We start from the raw sequence: 22,388 nt of genomic DNA on the forward strand, positions 1-22,388 counted from the left end.
GAAGGCTTCAAGACCTATGGTGAATCATTGTATCAAGCCAAAAGGCTGTGCGTCCTGAAACAGGATGCACAGCCTTTTGGCTGTATTCTATATTTATTGCCGGGTAAGCCTATGCTCACCCATCAGTCTCCGCGGAACGCACGCTTCACGCGGTCAAAGAAGGATTGCTCCTGCTCATGTGTATTCTCACCGTCATAAGAGGCAAACTGGCGGAGCAGGTCTTTCTGCTCGTCACTGAGCTTGCTTGGCGTCACGACGATCACCCGTACATGCTGATCGCCTGTTCCGGAGCCGCGCAGGCGGGGAACACCTTTGCCTTTCAGCCGGAAGAAGGTTCCGGTCTGAGTGCCTGCCGGAATCTTGAGCTTCACTTTTTCCGTCAGTGTCGGAATCTCGATCTCGTCGCCAAGTGCCGCCTGGGCAAAGGTCAGAGGAACCTCACACATAATATCATCGTTCTCGCGGACGAAGAAATCATGCGACTTCACACGGATCACAATGTACAGGTCCCCAGGAGGGCCGCCGCGTGTACCGCCTTCGCCTTCGCCGGTCATGCGCAGCTGAGCGCCGTCATCGACTCCGGCCGGGATACGCACATGGATCTTGCGCTGCTTCTTGACTTTCCCTTGACCGCCGCAAGTTGTGCATTTCTCCTTGATGATCTTGCCTGTGCCGGAGCAATGGGAGCAAGGTCTGCGGTTACGCATCTGTCCAAGCGGTGTATTCTGCACGAATTCCTGTTGGCCGCTGCCGTGGCATACGGAACAGGTCTCCGGTTTGGTTCCAGGCTTGGCACCGGAGCCAAAGCAGGTGTCGCAGGTTTCGGTGCGCGGAATGGTGATATCGGTCTCTTTGCCGAATACCGCTTCCTTGAACTCAATGGTCATAGTGTACTGCAAATCGCCGCCGCGCTGCGGTGCGTTCGGATCACGGCGTCCGCCGCCGCCGAAGAACATATCGAAAATATCGCCAAGCCCGCCGAAGTCTCCGCCGCCGCCAAAGCCGCCGCCCATACCCTGGTTAGGATCAATATGCCCATACTGGTCATACCGCGCGCGCTGCTGGCCGTCGCTGAGCACATCGTAGGCTTCCTTCACTTCCTTGAATTTCTCCTCCGCATCGCTGGCCTTATTGACGTCCGGGTGGTACTGGCGCGCCAGCTTGCGGTATGCCTTCTTCACTTCGTCATCTGACGCATCTCTGCTAAGCCCTAGAATCTCATAATAATCGCGTTTTTCTGCCACTGCTTTCACCTCCGTACATCAATACTCTAATACTCAGGTTTCCCTGTAACATGTTAAAAGGAAAGTCAAAACACGGGATGCCCGGTCTTGACCTTCCCTTTGTACAGAATAAACTTATCGTTTAAGGTTACCCTTGATTCTTCTCGTCGTCAACAACTTCGTAGTCAGCGTCTACGACATTGTCTTTCTTCGCGCCTTCAGCGGCTCCCTGTCCGCCTTCTGCGCCTTGCTCTGCCTGTGCAGCCTGTTCATACAGCTTCACGGACAATTGCTGTACAATCTCGGTCAGCGCTTCTGTAGCTGCGTTGATTTCTTCCAGATTGTCGGTTTCCAGAGCTGCTTTCAGCTTATCCTTGGCAGCGTTAGCTTTGTCTACTTCGGAAGCGTCGGCTTTGTCGCCCAGGTCTTTGATTACTTTGTCTGTAGAATACACGAGCTGGTCCGCAGAGTTTTTCGCTTCCACCAATTCTTTGCGCTTGCGGTCTTCCTCAGCATGCAGCTCGGCATCCTTCATCATCTGTTCTACTTCCGCGTCGCTCAGGCCGCTGGAGGAAGTGATGGTGATCTTCTGGCTCTTGTTAGTGCCTTTATCGGTTGCCGATACATTTACGATACCGTTGGCGTCAATATCGAAGGTTACTTCGATTTGCGGTACGCCGCGCGGTGCCGGTGGAATCTCGTTCAGCATGAAACGTCCCAGGGTTTTGTTGCCGTTCGCCATCTGGCGTTCACCCTGCAGCACGTGAATTTCCACGCTTGGCTGGTTGTCGGCAAAGGTCGAGAAGACCTGTGATTTGCTTGTAGGGATCGTAGTGTTGCGTTCGATCATCTTCGTGAACACGCCGCCTGCAGTTTCAATACCCAGAGACAGCGGAGTTACGTCCAGCAAGACCACGTCTTTTACGTCACCGGTCAATACACCCGCTTGTACGGCTGCACCAAGGGCTACCACTTCATCCGGGTTAACGCCTTTGTGAGGCTCTTTGCCGGTAAGCTTCTTGATTGCATCCTGTACGGCTGGAATACGTGTGGAACCGCCCACGAGCACGATTCTGTTCAGATCGGCCGGAGTCATGCCTGCATCGCTCAACGCTTGGCGGGTAGGTCCCAGCGTGCGTTCTACCAGGCCTGCAGTCAGCTCATCGAATTTGGCACGGGTCAGGTTAACTTCCAAGTGCTGAGGCACGCCATCAACGACCGTGATGAACGGAAGGGATACTGTCGTGGTCAGTACGCCGGACAGTTCCTTTTTCGCTTTTTCCGCAGCATCCTTCAGACGTTGTACTGCTGCTTTATCTTTGCTCAGGTCGATGCCCTGCTCTTTTTTGAATTCGGCCACGAGATAATCCATAACCACCTGGTCGAAGTCGTCGCCGCCAAGACGGTTGTCGCCGCTTGTAGCTTTTACTTCGAAGAAGCCGTCGCCCAGCTCAAGGATGGATACGTCGAACGTACCGCCGCCAAGGTCATAGACGAGGATCGTTTGGTCTTCGGATTTCTCCAGACCGTAAGCAAGCGCCGCTGCGGTTGGTTCGTTGACGATACGCAGAACTTCCAGACCGGCAATTTTGCCCGCATCCTTGGTAGCTTGACGCTGGCTGTCATTGAAATACGCAGGAACCGTGATAACCGCTTGCGTAACCGGTTGTCCCAGATATGCTTCGGCATCGGATTTCAGCTTTTGCAGAATCATGGCCGAGATCTCTTGTGCCGAGTAGTCTTTGCCGTCGATGCTTTCTTTGTGGTTCGTGCCCATATGGCGCTTAATTGAAGCGATGGTGCGGTCAGGGTTCGTAATCGCCTGGCGTTTGGCTGTTTCGCCGACAATACGTTCGCCGTCCTTCTTGAAGCCGACAACCGATGGGGTTGTGCGTGCGCCTTCCGGATTCGGAATAACGACAGCTTCGCCGCCTTCCATTACGGCAACGCAAGAGTTGGTGGTTCCTAAGTCAATACCGATAACTTTACTCACTGTAAGTGCCTCCTCAAAATGATATGGAGCCATGGCTCCAGTTGGATTTTGGATTAAGTAATTTGTTCATTTCATTAACATCCGGCATATATAGACAGGACTACATGCTGACTTTAACCATGGCGGGACGAAGCACCTTATCCTTCAGGAGATAGCCCTTCTGGACTTCCTCCGTCACGATGCCTTCCTCGTGCTCCTCGCTCTCCACCTGCATGATGGCCTGATGATATTCAGGGTTGAAAGGCTGTCCTACCGTTTCCATAGCTGCAAGGCCTTCAGACTTCAATACCCCTTCCAGCTGTTGGAAAATCATATTCACGCCTTTGTTAAAAGCTTCGAATTCCGGAGTAGCCGGAACTGTGGCAATGGCACGTTCGAAGTTGTCCAGCACCGGAAGCAGCTCACCTACAAGCTTAGAGGTGGCATACTGCGCCAGTTCCTCTTTTTCCTTCTGGGTACGGCGGCGGAAGTTGTCAAAATCAGCCTGCACACGCAGCACACGCCCTTGATATTCATCTGCCAGCTCCTGCAGGCGTTTGGCCTCTTCACCTTTGCCTGAAGCCTCCCCGATGGCCTCTTCTGAAGCTGCTGCACCGTCCTCGCGGACTGCTTCAGCCTCATCGGCTGCCTGATTCTCATGTATTACCTGATCTTTAATTTCATTGGAATCCTGAATCTCTTCCTCTTTCAAGTTGTCTTCACCTCCTTAATATCAGTCACGAAAACATTTACGCTCTGTTCACTTATACCAGTGTGCCAGCATCGCTGTCAAATCCCGGGACAGAATCCCTAGTATTCCCATTACGCGTGCATATTCCATCCGGGTCGGACCCAGGATGCCGATGCTTCCAAGCGCCTTGCCGTCCAGCGAATATGTGGCTGTAATCAGACTGCAGTTGGCAAAAGCCTCATGCTTATTCTCCATGCCGATACGCACCTGCATGCCGGTTCCTCCGGATGCGGGAGCAAGCATTTTGAGCAAAGTAGGTGTTTCTTCCAGCAAATCGAGAATATCCTTCACCTTGTCGACGTCCTTGAACTCCGGCTGGGTAAGCATATTGGTCGCTCCGCTGAGATAGATGCGCTGTTCATGGTCACTCTCCAGTGCTGTATCCAGCACCTTCATTAATTCTTCGTAGTGGGAGATATGGCGCTGCATTTCCTCCCCAAGCTCGGAATAGAGCTGGCTCTTCAGCTTGTAGAGCGGTACATTCACCAGCTTGCTGTTCAGCAGATTAACCACTTTCTCCATCTCGGACAGAGAAATCTCCGGCGGGATACTTACGGTCTTATTCTCTACCTGGCCGGTACTGGTAACAATGATCGCCACAGCGGTTCTGTCATCCAGCGGCAGCAGCTGGAAATGGCGCAATGAAGTATGAAAAACCTCCGGCCCCAAAAGGATGGAAGTGTAATTCGTCATATTGGAAAGAATCATCGCCGCATGCTGGATAACCTGCTCCGTTGCATTAAGCTTCTCAGCAAAAAAGGCGCGGATCGTGTCCAATTCAGCCGATTCAGCGGAATTCCACGGGACCAGATGATCCACATAGTAGCGGTAGCCCTTATGGGAAGGAATTCGTCCTGCTGAAGTATGCGGCTGTTCCAGGTAGCCCAAATCCTCCAAGTCGGCCATTTCGTTGCGGATCGTTGCAGGACTGTAGCCCACATCTCCCCGTTTGGAAATGCTTCGCGAACCAACCGGCTCGGCAGAAGTAATGTAATCATCTACGATGGCATTCAATATCATTTTCTGGCGTTCGGTTAACATGCAAAATCCCCTCCTGTCGGCTCCGGCTCCTGATTCGTTAGCACTCTGGTTAGATGAGTGCTAACCACTAATACAAAAATACCAAACTGACCTTGACATTGTCAAGTCAGTTCAGTATCTTGGCTGCGCCCATTTCAGCCTAGCCGGGCTTCCCGTGTTGTACGGCAGACCAGCCGCATTACTTTACGGTGAAGAGAAGGAAAAAGGGTGAACACAACATCCATCGTCCGGCGCAGCGGCATCGGATTGACAAGCGCTTCATTCCTCTCTATTCCTTTAAAAGCAATACCGGCAAAATGTTCAGGAGTCATCAGCTTTTGCTTTTTTACCTGGGCAAGGACCTTCTTCTTATCCATATGCACGGCCTCGCCGCGTTCAAAAATCGGAGTGTCGACAAACGCCGGACACAAGCAGCTTACCTTAACCCCATAAGCTTCAGCTTCATAGTGAAGGGATGCCGTCAGCCCCACCACCGCATGTTTCGCGGCCGAATAAGCACCGCTGCCCGGAGCCGGCCCCAGTCCCGCCGCAGATGCTGTATTCGCTATACAGCCGGAACCTTGCTCCTTCATTAAAGGATAAGCTGCCTGCACACCGTGGATTACTCCCCACAGATTGACATCCAGAATCCTTTGCCAGTTCTGCTGCGTCATATCCCCGATCTCGCCGTACATCGCAATCCCCGCATTGTTGAACATATAATCCAAACGCCCAAATTCCCGGTAAACGCCCCTGACCATTTCCCCCACCGCCGGACCATCCGCGACATCCACCTGAACAAAGCGGCATGCTCCGCCCAAGCCCTCAAGCTCAGCCACCGTCTTAACCCCTTCCTCCGCATTCAGATCAGCAATGACAATGTACACCCTTCTTTTTAGGAGTTCCTTGCACAAAGCCTTGCCAATCCCTGAAGCACCCCCGGTAACGATTCCAACCCGCTGAATCTGATCCATTCATTATCTCCCCTATTCTTATGTATGGTGGTAAACTTTATATCACATTGGAACAAAATAGTACGTTCGTTCTAATCAAGTCAAGCAGAAGGGAATCTGCTTCCCTTTACCCTTTCCGGCTAATCCCGTTTACAAAAATAGTCACACTGCGCTGAAACAGCGCCTCCAGCGGCTCATTCTCCATTGTATACAGGTATTGACACAGTCCGCCCAGTAAAGTTCCAAACAAGAACCCTGTGGACTCCAGTTCTTCTTCTCCAAGGTCGAACTCTCCTGTCTCCATGCCCAGCCTGAAAATTTCATTATAAGCCTGCATGGGTGTTGAAGCGAGCCCTCTCAGCTGTGTCACTGTCTCCGGTGAAGTGGCCGGATTGCTGCCCAATTCCTGTCCGGCCCGAAGCAGCGGCGTTTTGTAGTTGTTTTGAACAAAGGAAGCCATGGCGTACAGCTTCTCCACAGCCGTGCCATAATTGACGGATACTGCCTCCCAGCGCTCTTTCCAGGAACGCATCGTTTCCAGCGCGAGATAAACAAAAAGCTTTTCTTTATTTTCAAAATGATAATAAATATGCCCCTTGCTGCAGCCGGACTCCCTGGAAATATCCGCAATCGAGGTTCCGGCAAAACCCTTTTGTGCAAAAAGCCTTCCCGCCTTGTCCGCGATGAGTGACCTTGTTTCTTCACTATCATAATGCCTTTTATTCATAGCCGTACCATCCTTGATGAAATTGAACGAACGTCCTAATTAATAGAATACAGCGGCTTTATATTTTATTCAAGAGAAAACCATATTTCCCGGATGGATAATGCAACCAATTCCCCGCTTCTTCGTCTGTTCTTTCAGGGGGGATGTACCATGAAGTCACCAAGGCAACGGATCTTGGCTGCATTCATTCTAATGATGACCGTGCTTATGCTGTCTGGCTGCATCCGGGAGCGGGGGCCGGGTGGGATGCCGGAGAAGGCAGGTCCATATAAGTGCTATTACGGAGACGTTGATTACGCCTCTGTCCTCCGGTGGAACGGCATTATCTATATGGAAAATAGCGATGGAGATATCAGCGGGTTGAAAACAGGGGATAAGGTCGGCAAAATCCGCTACCGCAAAGCAGACCATACTTGTCCGCGTGATCCCATGCAGGATGGGGATGCCACGCTGCTGGAAGTGGGTACGCAGCTCTACGAGGTGAAGGGCTACAAAGCCGCAGCCCGGCTGATGGCAGGGGACAGGCTGTATGAGGCTACTGATAATCCCTCTGCCCGGACCCTTAACGATCTGCTGGATATTGAAGGCAAAATCAAAACAGTACGTTTTGTCAGCGGTATGGACGGGAGTCCGCTGAAGGATTTTACACCGGAAGCCTCTGCCGTATTCATCCGGGAATATCCTAAGCTGAAATATGTTCCATTTCGCCAGTTGGCCAAAGAAACCAAACAGTGGGTCGGAGATAAATACTGGCTGGAATTGGAACTGAACGACGGTTCGAGCAGAAGAATGGTCTACAACGCGATGTTTGCGGCGTTCCATCCTTCCGGCTATGCCACACCTGAGCTGGCCCGGCTGGTGGAAGCGCAGCGCAAGCTGATTTATGCACAATAACACGGGGCTTATGGCCCCAGGGATTCCCAACCGCTCCAAAATCAACGGGGGCATGCTGAAGACTGATCGTTGTATGCCTTCATGATCTATCCGCAGCCATTACGGACAGGAAAGCCGTTATTCCGGAGAATTCTTCCATTCTGCAGGGAGCGGACTGAGATGCCTTTATTTGTCCCTTTCCCCTTTACTCCAGGCTCCATCGAACGATATAACGACTCTTGAGTCCGCATCCGCTGAAAAAGCAAGGTTTTTGGCAAAATAAAGTCTCCTCTGTCCGCTATCCTTATCTTTTAAAAAAAACCACTTTTCCGCAAAGGGCTTATGCCCTGCTGAAAAGTGGTTGCTGTATTAGCGTCTTTTAACTTGCTTAGAGTTCACATTGTTTTGCAGCATGCATAACTCTCGATGATATACCGTGGTTAAAACATGTATGGTTGACTGGGCAATTTTGCTTGGGTTTCTCTGCGGACTCGATAAGCTATCTTCATGACCGATCCGCGGCTGATGCGGACAGGAAATCCGTTAATTGGGAGGAATCGTCCATTCCGCAGGCCTGATGTCCGCTCCGGTTCTTAATCCAGCTTCTTCAGCACGGCGATCTCATCGCAGGCATGCTGCTTCTTGCAGTTCACGCAATCGGTCCAGACCTTCTCCGGGAAAATCTCCTTCTCCACGACGGTAAAGCCGTTTCTAAGGAAGAAATCCACTGCATAGGTCAGCGCCATGATCTTGGGAATCTTCTGGCGTCTGGCCTCTTCCGTCAGCTTCTCCAGAATCATCGAGCCTACGCCTTTGCCTTTGCCCTCATCGCGCAATCCAATGGAACGCACCTCTACGAGATCAGCGCCCAGTCTGAACAGCGATCCGCAGCCGATGAATTTGCCGTCCAATTCCGCGATCACGAACTGGTCGATCTGGCGGGTCAGTGCTTGCCTGGAACGGGGAAGCATAATACCGCGCTGGGCGTATTCCTCTATCATTAAATACAGCGGCTCTACATCCTCCACTGTAGCATTTCTGCATATCACCTTATGGTCTCCCGCAGGAGCTGGCTGGCGGACCCCATCCGTTTTGACAAGCACTTTGACTCACCCCTTGTTGTTAATATGAATAAATATACAACAGGGTGAATTACAATTCAAGGGGTATTTTAAAATTAAACTTCCGTCAGAACTCCGACAAATTCACCGAACACATCATTCCCGAACAGGATGCCCTGCTTGCTTAGACGGTAGGCATCTCCATCCTGCTCGATCAGGCCGGCGGCCAGCATTTTTTTCAGCGATCCCGCAAAAATATCCTGCAAAGACTTCCCGAACTGTGCCCGGAACGCCTGATCCGACACGCCCTCGCGCATCCGCAGCCCGACCATCATGAAGTCCTCCATCGCCTCCTGCTCGGAAATCCGGAAGGTGTCCAGACGCGGCAGCCCGCTGTGCGAAGCCTCGATATACGGGTTGACACCCTTGATATTCATATGCCGCTGCCGCTTCACGTATCCATGCGCTCCCGCACCGAGGCCATAATAATCCTCATTGCGCCAGTACGTAATATTGTGACGGCTCTCCATCCCCGGCTTGGCGAAATTGCTGATCTCGTATTGCCCATAGCCCGCAGCCTCCATCGTGGACATTAGCAGAAGATACATTTCCAGCTCATCCTCTTCACTGGGCAGCGGAAGCTTGTTCTTGTTGAACAGGGTGTGGAACAAAGTATTTTCCTCAACCTTAAGGCTATAGATGGAATAGTGCGGCAGATTAAGCTCCAGCGCTTTGCCGACGCTCTCTCTCAGCATATCCACAGTCTGGTTCGGGAGACCGAACATCAGATCCACTGACAGATTATGCAGTCCGACACTGCGCGCATTCTCCAGACTGCGGTAGACATCATCCACATTGTGGATGCGTCCGATGCCGCTCAGCAGTTCATTCTGGAATGCCTGCACGCCGAAGCTGACCCGGTTGACGCCGCCCTCTTTCATAACTGCGAGCTTATCCTTATCTGTGGTGCCGGGATTGGCCTCCATCGAGAACTCTATATTCTCATCCCACTGGGGAAAGTGCGTGCGGACCGATTTCAGAAAATAAGCCATCTCATCCGGTTTAAGCACCGTAGGTGTTCCCCCGCCGACAAAAATCGTCTTGATCACACCAGGCGGTGTGTGCTTTACCGTCATTTCCATCTCCCGGTCCAGCGCACGCAGGTAATCCATGACGGGCTGATCCTTCAGGACATAGGAGTTGAAATCACAATAGAAGCATTTATTCGTGCAAAATGGAATGTGAATGTATACGGCCTCAGGGGGACGGCCATTAATCGGGTTTGTCATAGCTGTCTCCTTTGTTCTATATAAGTTGAACTTTAGATTTACATATTGGACCGTGCCGTTTGTTTCTCTTCTATATTTATTTATTCCTTGCAAACAGCTAGCCGGAAAGGGAAGCCTGGCGGCTTCCCTTTTAGGCATTCGCTTATGGGTAGATCTGCATCAAGCATGTTAACACTGGCATTCCGGCATTCGGCCGTCAGGCACCGGTGCTTAGCTTGACTTACTCATCAATCTTAAGCACCGCCATGAACGCTTCCTGCGGAACCTCAACGCTGCCGACCTGCTTCATGCGCTTCTTGCCTTCCTTCTGCTTCTCCAGCAGCTTCCGCTTACGCGAAATATCGCCGCCGTAGCATTTGGCCAGTACGTTCTTGCGCATCGCCTTAACGGTCTCGCGGGCCACAATCTTCGTGCCGACAGAAGCCTGGATCGGCACTTCGAACATTTGCCGGGGGATGATTCCGCGCAGCTTCTCACAGATGATGCGGCCGCGGTTATAGGCGCGGTCACGGTGGACGATGAACGACAAGGCATCAACCTGTTCTCCGTTCAGGAGAATGTCCATCTTCACCAGATTGGACTGGCGGTAGCCGGAAATTTCATAATCAAAGGACGCATAGCCCTTCGTACCCGATTTCAACTGGTCAAAGAAGTCATACACAATCTCCGACAGCGGAATCTGATAAGTGATGGTAACCCGGTTGGAATCCAGGTACTCCATATTGACGAATTCGCCGCGTTTGTTCTGGCACAGCTCCATTACGGTACCCACGTAGTCGTTCGGGACAATAATCCCGGCCTTGACGTATGGCTCCTCCACATAATCAATGGTTCCGATCTCCGGATAGTGTGACGGATTGTCAATCTGGAGTGTTTCGCCATTAGTCAGCTTGATGCGGTAAATAACGCTTGGCGCGGTAGTGATCAGCGGCAGATTGAATTCACGTTCAATACGCTCCTGAATGATCTCCATGTGCAGCAGTCCCAGAAAGCCGCAGCGGAAGCCAAAACCCAGCGCGCTTGAGCTTTCAGGTTCAAAGCTGAGCGAAGCATCGTTCAGCTGCAGCTTCTCCAGCGCTTCGCGCAGATCGTTGTAATCCGAGGTTTCGATCGGATACAGCCCGCAGTACACCATCGGGTTAATCTTGCGGTAGCCCGGCAGCGGCTCCGGTGTCGGATTCTTGGCATCCGTTACCGTATCCCCGACCCGTGTGTCGCCGACATGCTTGATGCCGGCTACGATGAAGCCGACATCCCCAATGTTCAGCTCTTCCACGATGCTCATGCGCGGCATAAATGCGCCCACCTCAATAACGTCAAATACCTTATCGGTGGCCATCATCTTAATCTTCGAGCCGGCACGGATCTTGCCGTCGATAACGCGGACATAGACGATAACACCTTTGTACGGATCATAGTGGGAGTCAAAAATCAGCGCCTTCAGCGGAGCGTCGGAGGTGCCGGAAGGCGCCGGAACCTGCTTGACCACCTGCTCCAGTATCTCCTTAATCCCGATGCCTGCTTTGGCAGAAGCCAGCACAGCTTCGCTGGCATCCAGTCCGATCACATCCTCAATCTCCTGCTTCACCCGTTCGGGGTCAGCGCTCGGCAGATCGATTTTGTTGATCACCGGAAGAATTTCCAGATTGTTATCCAAGGCCAGATATACGTTAGCCAGTGTCTGTGCTTCGATTCCCTGGGCTGCATCCACTACGAGCAGCGCGCCTTCACAGGCGGCAAGGCTGCGGGAAACCTCATAGGTGAAATCGACGTGCCCCGGTGTATCAATCAGGTTCAGCAAGTACTCCTGACCGTCGTCAGCACGATAAGTCAGGCGCACAGCCTGAAGCTTGATGGTGATACCGCGTTCGCGCTCCAGGTCCATCTGGTCAAGCACCTGCTCTTGCATTTCGCGCGAAGTAAGCGCACCAGTGTATTCCAAAATGCGGTCGGCCAGTGTCGATTTGCCATGGTCTATATGTGCAATAATCGAGAAATTGCGGATTTGTTGTTGTCTTTTCTGAACGTCAGTCATTCCTTACCCCACAGACAGCCTAATGTTAATCCACTTATTATAACAGTACGCGCTTCACCCATCAATCCCGCCTGCGCCGGACACGTAAAGAAAAGGTCCGGAGCACAGAAAAAAGCGGACTTGCTCCCTCCGGGGAGACGCAGCCGCCAATTGTTTTCCAAAAATTACTGCGCAGTACGGTATAAGCAGCTTATTTCTCAGCGGAGTCGAACAGCGAGACCACCCAGCGGATGCTCTTCTGCGAGGCCTCTTGCAGCAGCCCTGCTGTTTTGTCAGCCAGCTTGTCTACTGTCGGCTTTTGCTCTTCCGGGATAAGAATCTGCTCCGGACTCATCCTGCTGTAGTCCGGAACCTCCTGCTGCGGCAGATTCCCGCCCGCAGCAGGTCCCGCCGTGGTTTGCGGCTGCACCGGGACAACTGTATATTCACCCGTTACAGGATCAACAGACACGGGAACATACACATAAGCCTGCCCGCTTTGTACCGCACCTGCCGGGGGAACGGTGCGGGTACCTGCCGTCTGACCGGCTGGTGCAGTCGGGGCCGTCCCGGCTGCACCGCTCCAGCCCGGCAAAACTGTAGAAGCCCTGGGGCTTCCGCTCCCCCCGCCGCTGCCACCTCCACTGCTGCCGAACTGCATGCCTATCAATATGCCGATGCCGGCCCACAAGCCGACCATAACCAGATTTTTACCGAACCGCGTCATTTCATACGCCTCCTTTGCCTCGTGTAATCAATTACTCTGCTGCACTGTGTCTGCACCAGTGTCAGGCGCAGCCGCTTTTTCCGCATCCTGGCTGATCCAGTAGACATCGGCAATGGCATCGGCCAGGATATCCGCTGTCCGTTTCAGCTCATCCTCTGAATTATCGATCCCGCCCACTTCAATTAATACACTGTTAGGCGAAAGCGTCTGATTGTATTCCCCGTTGTTGCCGTTGCCGGAAGATTTCCCCCAAATGCCGCGGGAAACACCGGGATAGCTTTTTTCCAGCAGCTGATGGATTTTATTGGCGAACGCCTCGTTCTTCTTCCAATTTTTATTCGCATGTCCGAGGATAAAATACACCTGGGCGTAACTTTTTCCGTTAATGACGGCAGTGGTTTTGCCATGCCGCTGTGAATCACGGTGAATATCAATCATTTCAGTCATCTCCTGATGGGTGCTCATCGCTGCCTTGACAGTCATGCGCGAATATTTATAGGAAAAGTTCCAATTATAATCCGGCACTGTCGTAGCGTAATCCTCTTGCGCATGAACTGTACCAATTCCGCGCTGCTCCAGTCTTTTGGCAATATATGAGCCTACCAGCATTACATTTTTGGAAGGAACAGCTGAACTTGGGTTGTCACTCTCAACGCCCAGCAGCGGGTTGTAGGCCTCGCGGGGTGGGAATGATAGATTAAAATCCGTTTGGTCGAAGCCTCCTGTCTGCTGCTGCCGGGTGTAGCTGCACTGCCGTTGCCGCCTGCCGCGTCCGGTGCTGCAGTAGGTTCAGTCTCTTCTCCGCCAGGCTCGTCCACCCCATCGCCATGTGAAGGTTCTGTTCCGGTCCCTCCTGCCGCATCGTCTCCGGTACCATGGGCCTCTGAATCTCCGGCGGCCAATTCATCCGTTCCCGGATGGTAGTCCGCAGGAGCATCTTTAGCACCGCCTGAGCCAAGCCGCAGCAGAAACGGATCATCGGCAGCCAGGCCCGGAACCTCGCGGGAGAGCAGGCTTTTCGGGTCCCCGGGGTCCACACTGGTCAGCATCCGAAAGACGAAGGAGGTTACGTTCCTGCCTGAAAATGCAGACGGCTCTTCACTTTTCGGCAGATGCGGAACCTCCATGCCCAGCAGCTCCATAAAAAACCCGCTTGATAAGGAAGCCGCCAGACCCTTCATTGAAGGAACGGGCGAAGAGTTCAGCTTCTGTCCGGCCAATCCGCCGGCGCCAAGCAGCATAAAAAATACAAGTGAACCTCCGGCCAGCAGCAGCATCGTTTTCCCCAGCGACAGAACATCCAGCAGCTTGCTCCGCAGCCGGCCGATATTCCATAGCTGAAACCATTTTCTGTTCATTATTGTTATGTCCTCCTCCAGCCCTCTGTAATCTCTTATACTCCCAATCTATGAGCGGAAAAGGAATGCTAGAACCGGAAATGAGAGAACAAAAAGAAGAGCCGGACGCTCTCTATGTGATGGGGAACCCGATATATACATCTTGATATGTAAAAAAGCCCGCCTCAATCTGCGGATAGGCAGACTGGGGCAGACCGATTTGAACTGCGGACCCGGACAGGGGGGACCAGGAAAAGGCAGACAGGGGGCAGGAAAGATTGAACCGTTAGGCTGGTTAGTGGGTATACGCCCCTACATTCCCCGGATCAACAGCCTCATGCAGCGCAGCGTTCAGTCCGCTGGCTACGATATTAGCGATTTCTTCAATAAACTCATCAATCTCCTTTGGGGTCACAATGAGATCATGTCCAAGCGGCTCCAGCACCTCTTTGACCAGCGACAGCCGTTCGTGCTCAGAGATGTCGTCCAGCATGCCCATGATTTCTTTAGTTTGCGTGGCCCCGGCTCCAGCCTGCCCAAAATGCCTGCTCATCATCTCCAGCACGTTGTTCACAATGGTCGAAGCATAGCAGACCGTAGGAACGCCGATAGCGATGCAGGGGATACCCAGTATCTCTTTAGTCAGCCCCCGGCGTTTATTGCCGATTCCTGATCCGGGATGGATGCCGATGTCGGCGATTTGAATCGTCGTATTGATCCGTTCCAGTGAGCGGGATGCCAGCGCATCTATAGCAATTATCACATCCGGCTTGGTACGGTCGATGATCCCCTGAACCACTTCGCTGGATTCAATACCGGTAAGACCCAGCACGCCCGGCGCAATCGCGCTTACATTGCGGTAGCCCGGGGAGACCTGATCGGGAACCAATTCGTAGAACTGGCGGGTAATCAGCGAATTCTCCACAACGAGCGGTCCCAGTGAATCGGGAGTCACGTTCCAGTTGCCTAGACCAACAATCAGAACAGAAGAGTTGCGGTCAATGCCGATTCTGTCCATGAAATGCTCAAATTCACGGGCAAAAACCACGGACACCTTCTGCTGCAGTCCGGTATCACCGCCGCGCAGCGCGGGAACCTCCAGGGTTACGTAATTTCCGATGGCACGCCCGATGGCCTGCGAACCCGCATCATTAGCCACGGCAAGACGGGTAACCTTGATGCCATCCGCCTCCTCCACCTCTTCGTTCACACCGGGAATGGGCGTTTTTTGCGGTCCCTGGGCCATTTCCTTTGCTTCCAGCGCCAAATCTGTGCGTACCGAATACAGCTGAAGATCCAGTTCCATTATAAGTTCAGCCTCCTTTTACATATTGGTGATAGTGTGCGAGAGAAGGCCATGGTTTATACAGCCCGGAAAGGTTAAATTTCAAAGCTTTAGTCTTGCATTTTATGAGAGGTCATGCTAAACTATTTTAAGTTGTGAATCATTTGATGATTTCGAATGTCTTTCAGGAGGTGAATGCAATGCCAAATATCAAATCCGCGGTAAAACGCGTCAAGACGACCGAAAAACGCCGTGCACTGAACGCTTCCCAGAAATCCGCGCTTCGTACAGCCGTGAAAACTGCTGATGTAGCTCTGACTGGTACAGAAGTGGAAACTGCTCAAGCTGCTTTCCAAGCTGCTTCCAAAAAGCTGGACAAGGCTGTAACCAAAGGCCTGGTTCATAAAAATGCGGCTGCCCGCAAAAAATCCCGCTTGGCGAAGAAATTGAACGCTCTTAAGGCTCAAGCCTAAGCCAAGGGCGACATTAATAATGCGCACTTTAAGAACCTGACCGTTATGCTGCATACGGTTAGGTTTTTTTGTGCGCCGGCGCTCCAACAACAGCAATTCTGCTGTTATTTCGCTGCACACTAGCCGATGCTATTTCCCCTAAGTTTACATACATCTTATCTATAATAGAAAAGATCAAAAGCCTGTCCGCAGCACATACCGGCGCTGCGGACAGGCTCAATGCTATTCACTCAGACCACAGATGCTGCTAGGCACCCAAACGCAGCATGAACATCTCCAGGCCCAGCACCTTGTCGATGGCCCCGGTCTTCATCTGGTAATCCAGATCGGCCAGGAAGCTGAGGATCTGCCGCAGGCGCTGGCTCTCGAACTTGCGGGCCTGCTCCCCCGCCAGCTTGACGGCGTACGGATGCAGCCCCAGCTGTGAAGCGATCTGGCCTTGCGAGTAGCTCTGGGCAGACAAATCCTTGACCTGCAAAATAATCCGGAACTGCCTGGCAATCAGCGCGGCAATCTTGATCGGCTCCTCCCGCTGCTTCAGCAGCTCATAGAGCGTATTGAGCGCCTTGTCGAGGCGCAGATTAGCGATATCCTCCACCAGTGTGAACACATTCTGCTCCGTCCCGCGGTGCACCAGGCTCTCTATGGCTGCGGCATCCACAATTCCGCCCTTGCCGGCGAACAGGCACAGCTTGTCCATCTCTGCCGACAGCCCCTGCAGTCCGGTTCCGGCGTTCGCTACAAGAACCGCAGCGGCTCCCTGTGCCGGCTCGCAGCCGCGGTCACGCACGCCCTTTTCGACCCAGCGCAGCAGCTCCTCTGCTCCCAGCGGATTAAAAGCCAGCACCGTTCCTGCGGTTTTGACCGTCTTGACAATTTTTTTGCGCTCATCCAGCTTGTCACTGTTGACCATGAAGACGATCACGCTAAACTCCGCCGGATGCTGCATATAATCGCTGAGAACCTCCACCCGGTGTTCTATCTTGGCATTGTCCTTTCCTGCGGTGAACAGAGAGGCATCACGCACCAGCAGCAGCTTCCGCTCCACCATGAACGGCACAGTCTCCGCTTCCTCCACGACCGCCTGCACCGGCGTCTCGGAAAGATCAAAGGGGATGACAGCAAAATCCCGGTCCTCTTTGGCAATCAGGTGCTCCTCCAGAAAGGCTGCAAATTCATTCATCCGGAACTTCTCGCTCCCGTACAGCACATAGAGCGGCGAAATTTTCCCTTGTCTGATGTCTTTGGCCGCCGCTTTGGCATCCATCCCGCCACTTCCTTTTCCATTTCGTCTCTGATTATTGTAACAAAAAGCGTGAAGCATACAAAGTCTTATCTCTGCGCAAAAACGGAGCAACTCCGGCAGCTATGGCCAAAGTTGCTCCGTTCCCGCGGCGCATCTATATAAACGACGGAAGGAAAAGCTCTAGAAACTTTCCGACCGGCGGTCATACCGATGGTTCTCACGATCCCTGTATCTCCTGTCCTCTTACCATAGCATATTCCACTGCCGCATAAAAAGTTCCACTCTGCGATTATTTTGCAGACGGTGATGGGTCCGGAGTAGGCACAGGTGTTGTAGTTGCAGTAGGAGAAACCGTCTGCGAAGCAGAAGGAGCCCCGGTCGCAGCCGAATCCGGCACAGTGTAGGTCTTCCTAATTTCGCTGCCGTTCTGGGTCGTCACATAGGTGAACTCACGGCTGTCCTCCGACCACTCACCGGAAACCCATTCCCCTCCAGGGGGAGGGAGGTCAGCGCCTTCCTCTCGTCTCTGGAAGCACCCTCCGGTACGGAATAGATTACAAGCTGCTGTCCCGCAAGCTCGGCGTCAAAACGTCCATCCGGCGATGTTGCAGGTGAAGCCGCAACCATTGCGGGCATCATGTTCATGATCCCGAATTCTGTTGGTGAAGGCTGGATATCTTTGCCGGAGTCCGAATCGCCGGCCTCCATTTTGCCCTTCTTGGGCGCGCTGTCCTGTGCATTGGTATCTCCGTTGGTATCAGGACTGCTAATTACATAATTCCTCGCCGCAGGTGTAGCAGCAGGTGTGGCTGCAGCCTTGTCGGGCTTCTGCGTCTGTCTCTTCAAGGCGTCCGGCTTCTTGGTGGTCTCAGGCGCCACAGCCGGAGCATCTTGAGATGGTGCCGTGGATGGAGCAGTCAGATCCTCAGTCCCGCCGGAAGTATTATCGCCGCTGCCGCCGGCTGAAAACATGTTGTCCTGCGCCGGGTCTTCCTGACCTGCGGAGCCTGTCGCACCATCCGCACTGCCCACCTGGCCCGCCTCCTGGGAAGGTTCAGTGGACACTATACTTTTTTGCAAAGAGGAACCTGTATCTGCACTCTGATTAAGCGCCTGCTCGACATCTGCCGCCGGCATGTTCTCAGGCATGTTGAAAATAGCAATCAGCAGGATAATTGCCGCCGCCACTGCACCAATGCCTGTCCGTGCCGCCATTGAAGATCCCTTCGGGATTTTGCTATGGCTGCTTTTGCGAGAGAGCGGAACGACATTGGATTCATCGGTGCTCGTCATGACCGGTTCCTGAACGCCGCGGTCCAGCTCATCGAGCCGTGGCATGATCGAGTCAACGAGACTGAAAGGGGGCTTCACGTCCGGCAACTGCTCAAGCTGCCGGGAGAGCGTGCTCAGACGGTCATAGACATCCGCGCACGAAGGACAATTGTCGATATGACGGAACATTTCAATTATTTCTTCTTGGCTCAAATCATGATCCAGATAGCGGTGCATCCATTCCATCACCTCCGCGCATTTCATCCTGATACACCACCTTTCTGATACTCCTGAAGTCTGTTCTGCAGCTGCTGCCTGGCCCGGAACAAATACGATTTTACCGTGTTCAGAGGCAGATCCAGCGAGTCTGCAATCTCGTTGTAAGAAAAATCCTGCAAATACCGCAGAACGATTACTGTCCGGTGATGTTCCGGAAGCTGGTCAATCGCCTCTCGTATATCCTCCGCCAGGTAACCGGACAACACTTCACGTTCCACATCATGTTTATCCGGAAACACCATTTCATGTTCATCAATGGAAACTGTAGGTTTGGTTCTTCTGAACTTGTCAATGCATATGTTGGTCACAATCCGCTGTACCCATGTTTTGAACTGGGCTTTTTCCTCGTAGGAACCGATTTTGGTATACACGCGGATAAGCGCCTCCTGTGAAGCATCCAAAGCATCCTGTTCATTATGAAGAATGTAGAAGGCCGTCTTATATACATGTCCTTCAATTTCTCGCAATAGGGTGATTAGAGCGTCGCGATCGCCCGATTGAGCGGCTCTGATGAGTCCCTGCTCCACCACGAAGGTTCCCCCTCTCTATGCAATCTTACTGACGCGCAAGACTGCGAAATTGTTGCAAGCCTGTAATCATTATTTTTGTTAATCCATAATCCTTACTAAGCATACAGGGGAAGCTCGAATCATTCAAATACTCTTTTAGTGAAGATGGTTACAATAATGAAATCAGAAAGCACGCAAAACAGCCGATTGCACCTTTTTCAGGTGAAAACCGGCTGTTGTTCAACCAAACATTTAAAATTTTTGTCACTTAAGCTGAATTTTAAGCGCCTTTGATTTCCTTGAACTTCGCCACATATTTGGCGGCCAGCTCGGTGATCTGATCGTAGCGCCCTTCCTTGGCCGGAGCGGTCAGGTTGCCTCCGATGCCCACAGCGATACAGCCGTTCGCGATCCATTTCTCCATGTTGTTCAGATCCACACCGCCGGTAGGCATAATGTTCACATGCGGCATCGGCCCTTTGACGGCCTTCACATAATCCGGTCCGAAGGCGCTGCCCGGGAACAGCTTCAGCACATCCACGCCCAGCTTCAGCGCTTCCTTCATTTCATTTAATGTCATGCAGCCCGGCATATAGGGGATACCGTAGAGATTGCACATTTTGGCGGTTTCTTCTTCAAAAGAAGGGCTGACGACAAATTCCGAACCGGCCAGAATGGCGATTCTTGCAGTAAGCGGATCAAGTACCGTACCTGCGCCGATCACCGCACGGCTGCCGTATTCGGCTGCCAGGCGTTTGATCGCCACATCGGCATCCGGAGTTGTAAAGGTAACTTCAATGTTGTTCAGCCCGCCTTCAATACAGGCAGCGGACATCTTGACAGCATCATCGGCATTGTCGGCGCGGATTACAGCTACCACACCAACGGATGTAATGTTCTGCAATACTTTTATTTTCTTCATCATAAACTCCCTTTCTTGGTCAATCCCCGAAATAAGAATATTTATTTAGATAAACTATTTTATCTAATTTACTAACCATAAGCCAAAATCCTCTAAGAAGATAGTAATAATAATGTCTCCTGCCGTCAATATATATTTATGTGAACAGACCGTAAAATCTCGATAAAAACGAAAATCTCCTTATGAAATAAGGATTAACACATTCCTCGTGATTTCATAAGGCTAATTTATTTAACCGAAATGAGGGATGTCTTATTGTAGAAAACCGATTTATGTGATAATTTCAAATTACTAATCATAATTCATTTATACAGGGGTTGCATCTTTACCCTGAGGAGGAACTATTCATGAGCAAACAGCTGGATGCAGTTACGTTCGGGGAACCGATGGCGATGTTTTATGCCAATGAGGCGGGCCCGCTGAACGAGGTGACTTCTTTTTCCAAAGCTCTGGCCGGGGCGGAGAGCAATGTGGCAACCGGATTATCCCGCCTGGGGCACAAGACCGGATATGTAACCAAGCTTGGCGAAGATAACTTCGGCCAATTTATCGCCGGTGCGCTGAACAAAGAACAGATTAACACCGACAGCATCACTTATACCAAGGAATTCCCGACAGGTATGCTGGTCAAATCCAAGGTGCTTACCGGAGACCCCAAGGTTGAATATTTCCGCAAAAATTCTGCTGCCTCCAAGCTGAGCTTGTCCGATTTTGATGAGTCCTATTTCGCTTCCGCCGGGCATCTGCATGTGACCAGTATTTCTGCGGCACTGTCAAAGACCTGCCATGAATTCTCCCTGCATGCTATGGAATTTATGAAAAAGAGCGGCAAAACCGTCTCTCTCGATCCGAATCTGCGCCCGGTACTCTGGCCGGATACAGAAACCATGGTGAACACCATCAACGATCTGGCAGCACGCTGCGACTGGTTCCTGCCGGGCCACAGCGAAGGCAAAACCCTTACCGGCCTGGATACACCGGAAGAAATTGCCGGCTATTATCTGGAACGCGGCGTATCCCTGGTGGTTATCAAGCTTGGACCTGAGGGCGCTTATTACAAGACCTCCTCCGGTGAAGAAGGGTATGTCGGCGGATTCAAGGTTGAGACTGTAGTCGATACTGTAGGAGCTGGAGACGGATTCGCAGTCGGCGTGATCAGCGCTATGCTTGAGAAGCTGACTGTAGCGGAAGCTGTGAAGCGCGGCAACGCCATCGGCGCGCTCGCCGTGATGTCCCCTGGGGATATGGATGGGCTGCCGGACCGGGACAGCCTGGAAAAGTTTATGAAGACCAGCGTATAAGCAAACCACATCTCCCTCATGGTTTATGTGCGCAGATAAAAGCCCTTCACAGTCTTAGCCAGGCTGTGAAGGGCTTTTTGTTGCGGTGAACACTGTGAAGCTTTGAAACATATGTTTTACTTGGTCCCCGGCGGAGCCTGCACGGATTGTCCCTGCTGCAGCGCAGGCGGAAACCGGTAGGTAATCGGCACAGCAGCCTCCTGTGCCTCGATCAGGGAGAGCATGATTTTGGCAGCCTGCATCCCCATCTCATAGGCAGGCTGACGGATCGTTGTGATCGCCGGATTGTAGATCCGGGCAAACTCGGCATCATCAATCCCGATCACGGACAACTGGCCGGGAATCGTTATGGAATGGCGGTTTGCATATTTCAGGATCTCCCCCAGCACCAGATCATTGGCTGCAAGCAGCGCCGTCGGCGGCTGCGGCAGGCTCAGCAGCTCGTCCAGCGCCGAAGCAATCGCCTCTCTGGGCACACTGCGCACGTACCGGTCATTCATCGCGAGGCCCGCTTCCTCCATGGCCTTTTTGTAGCCGCTCATCCGCTCCTTGCGGGGGTAATCGCATGTTCGCCGAGGGGAAGCGACAAAATAGCAATCGCCTCATGACCCTTCCCCGTCAGCTCTTTGATGGCTGTTTTGACGGCCATTTCGTTATCGAGCAGCAGACTCTGAGTGGTGATCCCCTCCACCAGCCGGTCCATAAAGACAAGGGGATACTCCGCTTCGATCAGACGGGAATAGGGAGACGGATTGTCCCCGGCCGGAAAAATGATCAACCCGTCCACCTGGCGGGCTACCAGCGCCTCTACGTGAGTGTTCTCCTTGTCCGCATTCTCGTCGCTATTGCAGATAATCACCTGTATGCCATGGCGCTGCAGCTCATTCTCAATCGCCCGGATACACTGGACCGACAGCGAATAATCGATATTCGCCACAATAATGCCAACCATATGCGTACGGTTCTGCTTGAGGCTGCGTGCGAGGCCGTTCGGCTGATAATTCAGCTCTTCAATGACCTCGGCGATGCGGTTTTTGGTCGCTTCGCTCATATATTTGAACCGTTTATTCAAAAATTGCGAGACCGTGCTTTTCGACACTCCCGCCTTTTGGGCGACATCTTCAATCGTCAGCTTCTTCATCTTTTCCGCTCCA

The 22,388-nt window shown here is 52.3% G+C and carries 20 protein-coding genes and 1 pseudogene; 3 read left to right on the forward strand and 18 right to left on the reverse strand.

From position 1 onward, the window contains the following. Positions 1 to 122: 122 nt before the first annotated feature. The 6 genes from dnaJ to JI735_RS01175 all read right to left on the reverse strand — a co-directional run bounded on the left by dnaJ (position 123) and on the right by JI735_RS01175 (position 6,646). A complete protein-coding gene (gene dnaJ, locus JI735_RS01150) occupies positions 123 to 1,244 on the reverse strand; it encodes a molecular chaperone DnaJ (protein WP_039832750.1) in 1,122 nt (373 codons plus the stop codon). Between the two features lie 127 nt (positions 1,245 to 1,371). Beyond that, the gene (gene dnaK / locus JI735_RS01155) at positions 1,372 to 3,216 is read right to left on the reverse strand and encodes a molecular chaperone DnaK (RefSeq protein ID WP_039832751.1); all 1,845 of its coding nucleotides are present in this window, start codon (positions 3,214 to 3,216) and stop codon (positions 1,372 to 1,374) included. 100 nt (positions 3,217 to 3,316) lie between these two features. Next, the gene (gene grpE, locus JI735_RS01160; RefSeq protein ID WP_039832754.1) at positions 3,317 to 3,907 is read right to left on the reverse strand and encodes a nucleotide exchange factor GrpE; all 591 of its coding nucleotides are present in this window, start codon (positions 3,905 to 3,907) and stop codon (positions 3,317 to 3,319) included. A 48-nt stretch (positions 3,908 to 3,955) separates the two neighbouring features. After that, positions 3,956 to 4,987, reverse strand: coding sequence for a heat-inducible transcriptional repressor HrcA (gene hrcA, locus JI735_RS01165; protein WP_020428122.1), 1,032 nt, complete (start codon positions 4,985 to 4,987; stop codon positions 3,956 to 3,958). A gap of 134 nt (positions 4,988 to 5,121) precedes the next feature. Next, the gene (locus JI735_RS01170; RefSeq protein ID WP_039832756.1) at positions 5,122 to 5,940 is read right to left on the reverse strand and encodes an SDR family NAD(P)-dependent oxidoreductase; all 819 of its coding nucleotides are present in this window, start codon (positions 5,938 to 5,940) and stop codon (positions 5,122 to 5,124) included. Positions 5,941 to 6,046: 106 nt separating this feature from the next. Then, complete coding sequence (locus JI735_RS01175; protein ID WP_039832757.1) at positions 6,047 to 6,646, reverse strand: TetR/AcrR family transcriptional regulator; 600 nt, start codon at positions 6,644 to 6,646, stop codon at positions 6,047 to 6,049. 150 nt (positions 6,647 to 6,796) lie between these two features. Here JI735_RS01175 and JI735_RS01180 point away from each other — a divergent pair, with 150 nt between their 5' ends. Continuing rightward, complete coding sequence (locus JI735_RS01180; RefSeq protein ID WP_051051428.1) at positions 6,797 to 7,540, forward strand: hypothetical protein; 744 nt, start codon at positions 6,797 to 6,799, stop codon at positions 7,538 to 7,540. A gap of 572 nt (positions 7,541 to 8,112) precedes the next feature. Here the strand turns inward: JI735_RS01180 and JI735_RS01185 are convergent. The 6 genes and pseudogenes from JI735_RS01185 to gpr form a co-directional block, all read right to left on the reverse strand. Beyond that, positions 8,113 to 8,622, reverse strand: a complete 510-nt coding sequence (locus JI735_RS01185; protein ID WP_085979222.1) for an N-acetyltransferase — start codon at positions 8,620 to 8,622, stop codon at positions 8,113 to 8,115. Between the two features lie 74 nt (positions 8,623 to 8,696). After that, positions 8,697 to 9,869, reverse strand: coding sequence for a radical SAM family heme chaperone HemW (gene hemW / locus JI735_RS01190; RefSeq protein ID WP_039832758.1), 1,173 nt, complete (start codon positions 9,867 to 9,869; stop codon positions 8,697 to 8,699). 220 nt (positions 9,870 to 10,089) lie between these two features. Next, complete coding sequence (gene lepA, locus JI735_RS01195) at positions 10,090 to 11,904, reverse strand: translation elongation factor 4 (RefSeq protein WP_020428117.1); 1,815 nt, start codon at positions 11,902 to 11,904, stop codon at positions 10,090 to 10,092. Positions 11,905 to 12,094: 190 nt separating this feature from the next. Then, entirely contained in the window at positions 12,095 to 12,610 is a 516-nt protein-coding gene (locus JI735_RS01200) for a hypothetical protein (protein WP_202676946.1), read from the reverse strand. A gap of 27 nt (positions 12,611 to 12,637) precedes the next feature. Next, positions 12,638 to 13,968: pseudogene (locus JI735_RS37660) on the reverse strand (stage II sporulation protein P). A gap of 274 nt (positions 13,969 to 14,242) precedes the next feature. Continuing rightward, positions 14,243 to 15,253: a GPR endopeptidase gene (gene gpr / locus JI735_RS01210; RefSeq protein WP_039832763.1), complete on the reverse strand. Its 1,011-nt coding sequence runs from the start codon at positions 15,251 to 15,253 to the stop codon at positions 14,243 to 14,245. A gap of 179 nt (positions 15,254 to 15,432) precedes the next feature. Here gpr and rpsT point away from each other — a divergent pair, with 179 nt between their 5' ends. Beyond that, entirely contained in the window at positions 15,433 to 15,705 is a 273-nt protein-coding gene (gene rpsT, locus JI735_RS01215; protein ID WP_020428112.1) for a 30S ribosomal protein S20, read from the forward strand. Positions 15,706 to 15,952: 247 nt separating this feature from the next. On the opposite strand, the gene holA is transcribed toward rpsT, so the two are convergent. From holA to JI735_RS01235, 4 genes are all read right to left on the reverse strand, one after another. Then, the gene (gene holA, locus JI735_RS01220; RefSeq protein WP_039832764.1) at positions 15,953 to 16,972 is read right to left on the reverse strand and encodes a DNA polymerase III subunit delta; all 1,020 of its coding nucleotides are present in this window, start codon (positions 16,970 to 16,972) and stop codon (positions 15,953 to 15,955) included. A 414-nt stretch (positions 16,973 to 17,386) separates the two neighbouring features. Next, a complete protein-coding gene (locus JI735_RS01225) occupies positions 17,387 to 18,487 on the reverse strand; it encodes an anti-sigma factor family protein (RefSeq protein ID WP_202676948.1) in 1,101 nt (366 codons plus the stop codon). Further along, positions 18,484 to 19,032, reverse strand: a complete 549-nt coding sequence (locus JI735_RS01230) for an RNA polymerase sigma factor (RefSeq protein ID WP_020428109.1) — start codon at positions 19,030 to 19,032, stop codon at positions 18,484 to 18,486. The genes JI735_RS01225 and JI735_RS01230 overlap by 4 nt, the downstream gene beginning before the upstream one ends. 259 nt (positions 19,033 to 19,291) lie before the next feature. Beyond that, the gene (locus tag JI735_RS01235) at positions 19,292 to 19,933 is read right to left on the reverse strand and encodes a bifunctional 2-keto-4-hydroxyglutarate aldolase/2-keto-3-deoxy-6-phosphogluconate aldolase (protein ID WP_020428108.1); all 642 of its coding nucleotides are present in this window, start codon (positions 19,931 to 19,933) and stop codon (positions 19,292 to 19,294) included. Positions 19,934 to 20,280: 347 nt separating this feature from the next. On the opposite strand from JI735_RS01235, the gene JI735_RS01240 reads away from it, so the two are divergent. Further along, a complete protein-coding gene (locus JI735_RS01240; protein WP_039832766.1) occupies positions 20,281 to 21,234 on the forward strand; it encodes a sugar kinase in 954 nt (317 codons plus the stop codon). Positions 21,235 to 21,350: 116 nt separating this feature from the next. Here the strand turns inward: JI735_RS01240 and JI735_RS36770 are convergent, their stop codons facing one another. Then, positions 21,351 to 21,776, reverse strand: coding sequence for a substrate-binding domain-containing protein (locus JI735_RS36770; RefSeq protein WP_267919104.1), 426 nt, complete (start codon positions 21,774 to 21,776; stop codon positions 21,351 to 21,353). Continuing rightward, positions 21,773 to 22,375: a LacI family DNA-binding transcriptional regulator gene (locus tag JI735_RS36775; protein ID WP_267919105.1), complete on the reverse strand. Its 603-nt coding sequence runs from the start codon at positions 22,373 to 22,375 to the stop codon at positions 21,773 to 21,775. The genes JI735_RS36770 and JI735_RS36775 overlap by 4 nt, the downstream gene beginning before the upstream one ends. Positions 22,376 to 22,388 lie beyond the last annotated feature (13 nt).

Origin of the sequence: Paenibacillus sonchi (assembly GCF_016772475.1) — a bacterium.
Taxonomy (GTDB): Bacteria; Bacillota; Bacilli; order Paenibacillales; family Paenibacillaceae; genus Paenibacillus_AQ; species Paenibacillus_AQ sonchi.

Excerpts from the sequence above, each read along its gene's own strand:
- hrcA (WP_020428122.1), bottom strand. The coding sequence starts at position 4,987 with ATGTTAACCGAACGCCAGAAAATGATATTGAATGCCATCGTAGATGAT.
- JI735_RS01170 (WP_039832756.1), bottom strand. The coding sequence starts at position 5,940 with ATGGATCAGATTCAGCGGGTTGGAATCGTTACCGGGGGTGCTTCAGGG.
- JI735_RS01175 (WP_039832757.1), bottom strand. The coding sequence starts at position 6,646 with ATGAATAAAAGGCATTATGATAGTGAAGAAACAAGGTCACTCATCGCG.
- JI735_RS01180 (WP_051051428.1), top strand. The coding sequence starts at position 6,797 with ATGAAGTCACCAAGGCAACGGATCTTGGCTGCATTCATTCTAATGATG.
- hemW (WP_039832758.1), bottom strand. The coding sequence starts at position 9,869 with ATGACAAACCCGATTAATGGCCGTCCCCCTGAGGCCGTATACATTCAC.
- lepA (WP_020428117.1), bottom strand. The coding sequence starts at position 11,904 with ATGACTGACGTTCAGAAAAGACAACAACAAATCCGCAATTTCTCGATT.
- JI735_RS01200 (WP_202676946.1), bottom strand. The coding sequence starts at position 12,610 with ATGACGCGGTTCGGTAAAAATCTGGTTATGGTCGGCTTGTGGGCCGGC.
- gpr (WP_039832763.1), bottom strand. The coding sequence starts at position 15,253 with ATGGAACTGGATCTTCAGCTGTATTCGGTACGCACAGATTTGGCGCTG.
- rpsT (WP_020428112.1), top strand. The coding sequence starts at position 15,433 with ATGCCAAATATCAAATCCGCGGTAAAACGCGTCAAGACGACCGAAAAA.
- holA (WP_039832764.1), bottom strand. The coding sequence starts at position 16,972 with ATGGATGCCAAAGCGGCGGCCAAAGACATCAGACAAGGGAAAATTTCG.
- JI735_RS01225 (WP_202676948.1), bottom strand. The coding sequence starts at position 18,487 with ATGAAATGCGCGGAGGTGATGGAATGGATGCACCGCTATCTGGATCAT.
- JI735_RS01235 (WP_020428108.1), bottom strand. The coding sequence starts at position 19,933 with ATGAAGAAAATAAAAGTATTGCAGAACATTACATCCGTTGGTGTGGTA.
- JI735_RS01240 (WP_039832766.1), top strand. The coding sequence starts at position 20,281 with ATGAGCAAACAGCTGGATGCAGTTACGTTCGGGGAACCGATGGCGATG.
- JI735_RS36770 (WP_267919104.1), bottom strand. The coding sequence starts at position 21,776 with ATGAGCGGCTACAAAAAGGCCATGGAGGAAGCGGGCCTCGCGATGAAT.
- JI735_RS36775 (WP_267919105.1), bottom strand. The coding sequence starts at position 22,375 with ATGAAGAAGCTGACGATTGAAGATGTCGCCCAAAAGGCGGGAGTGTCG.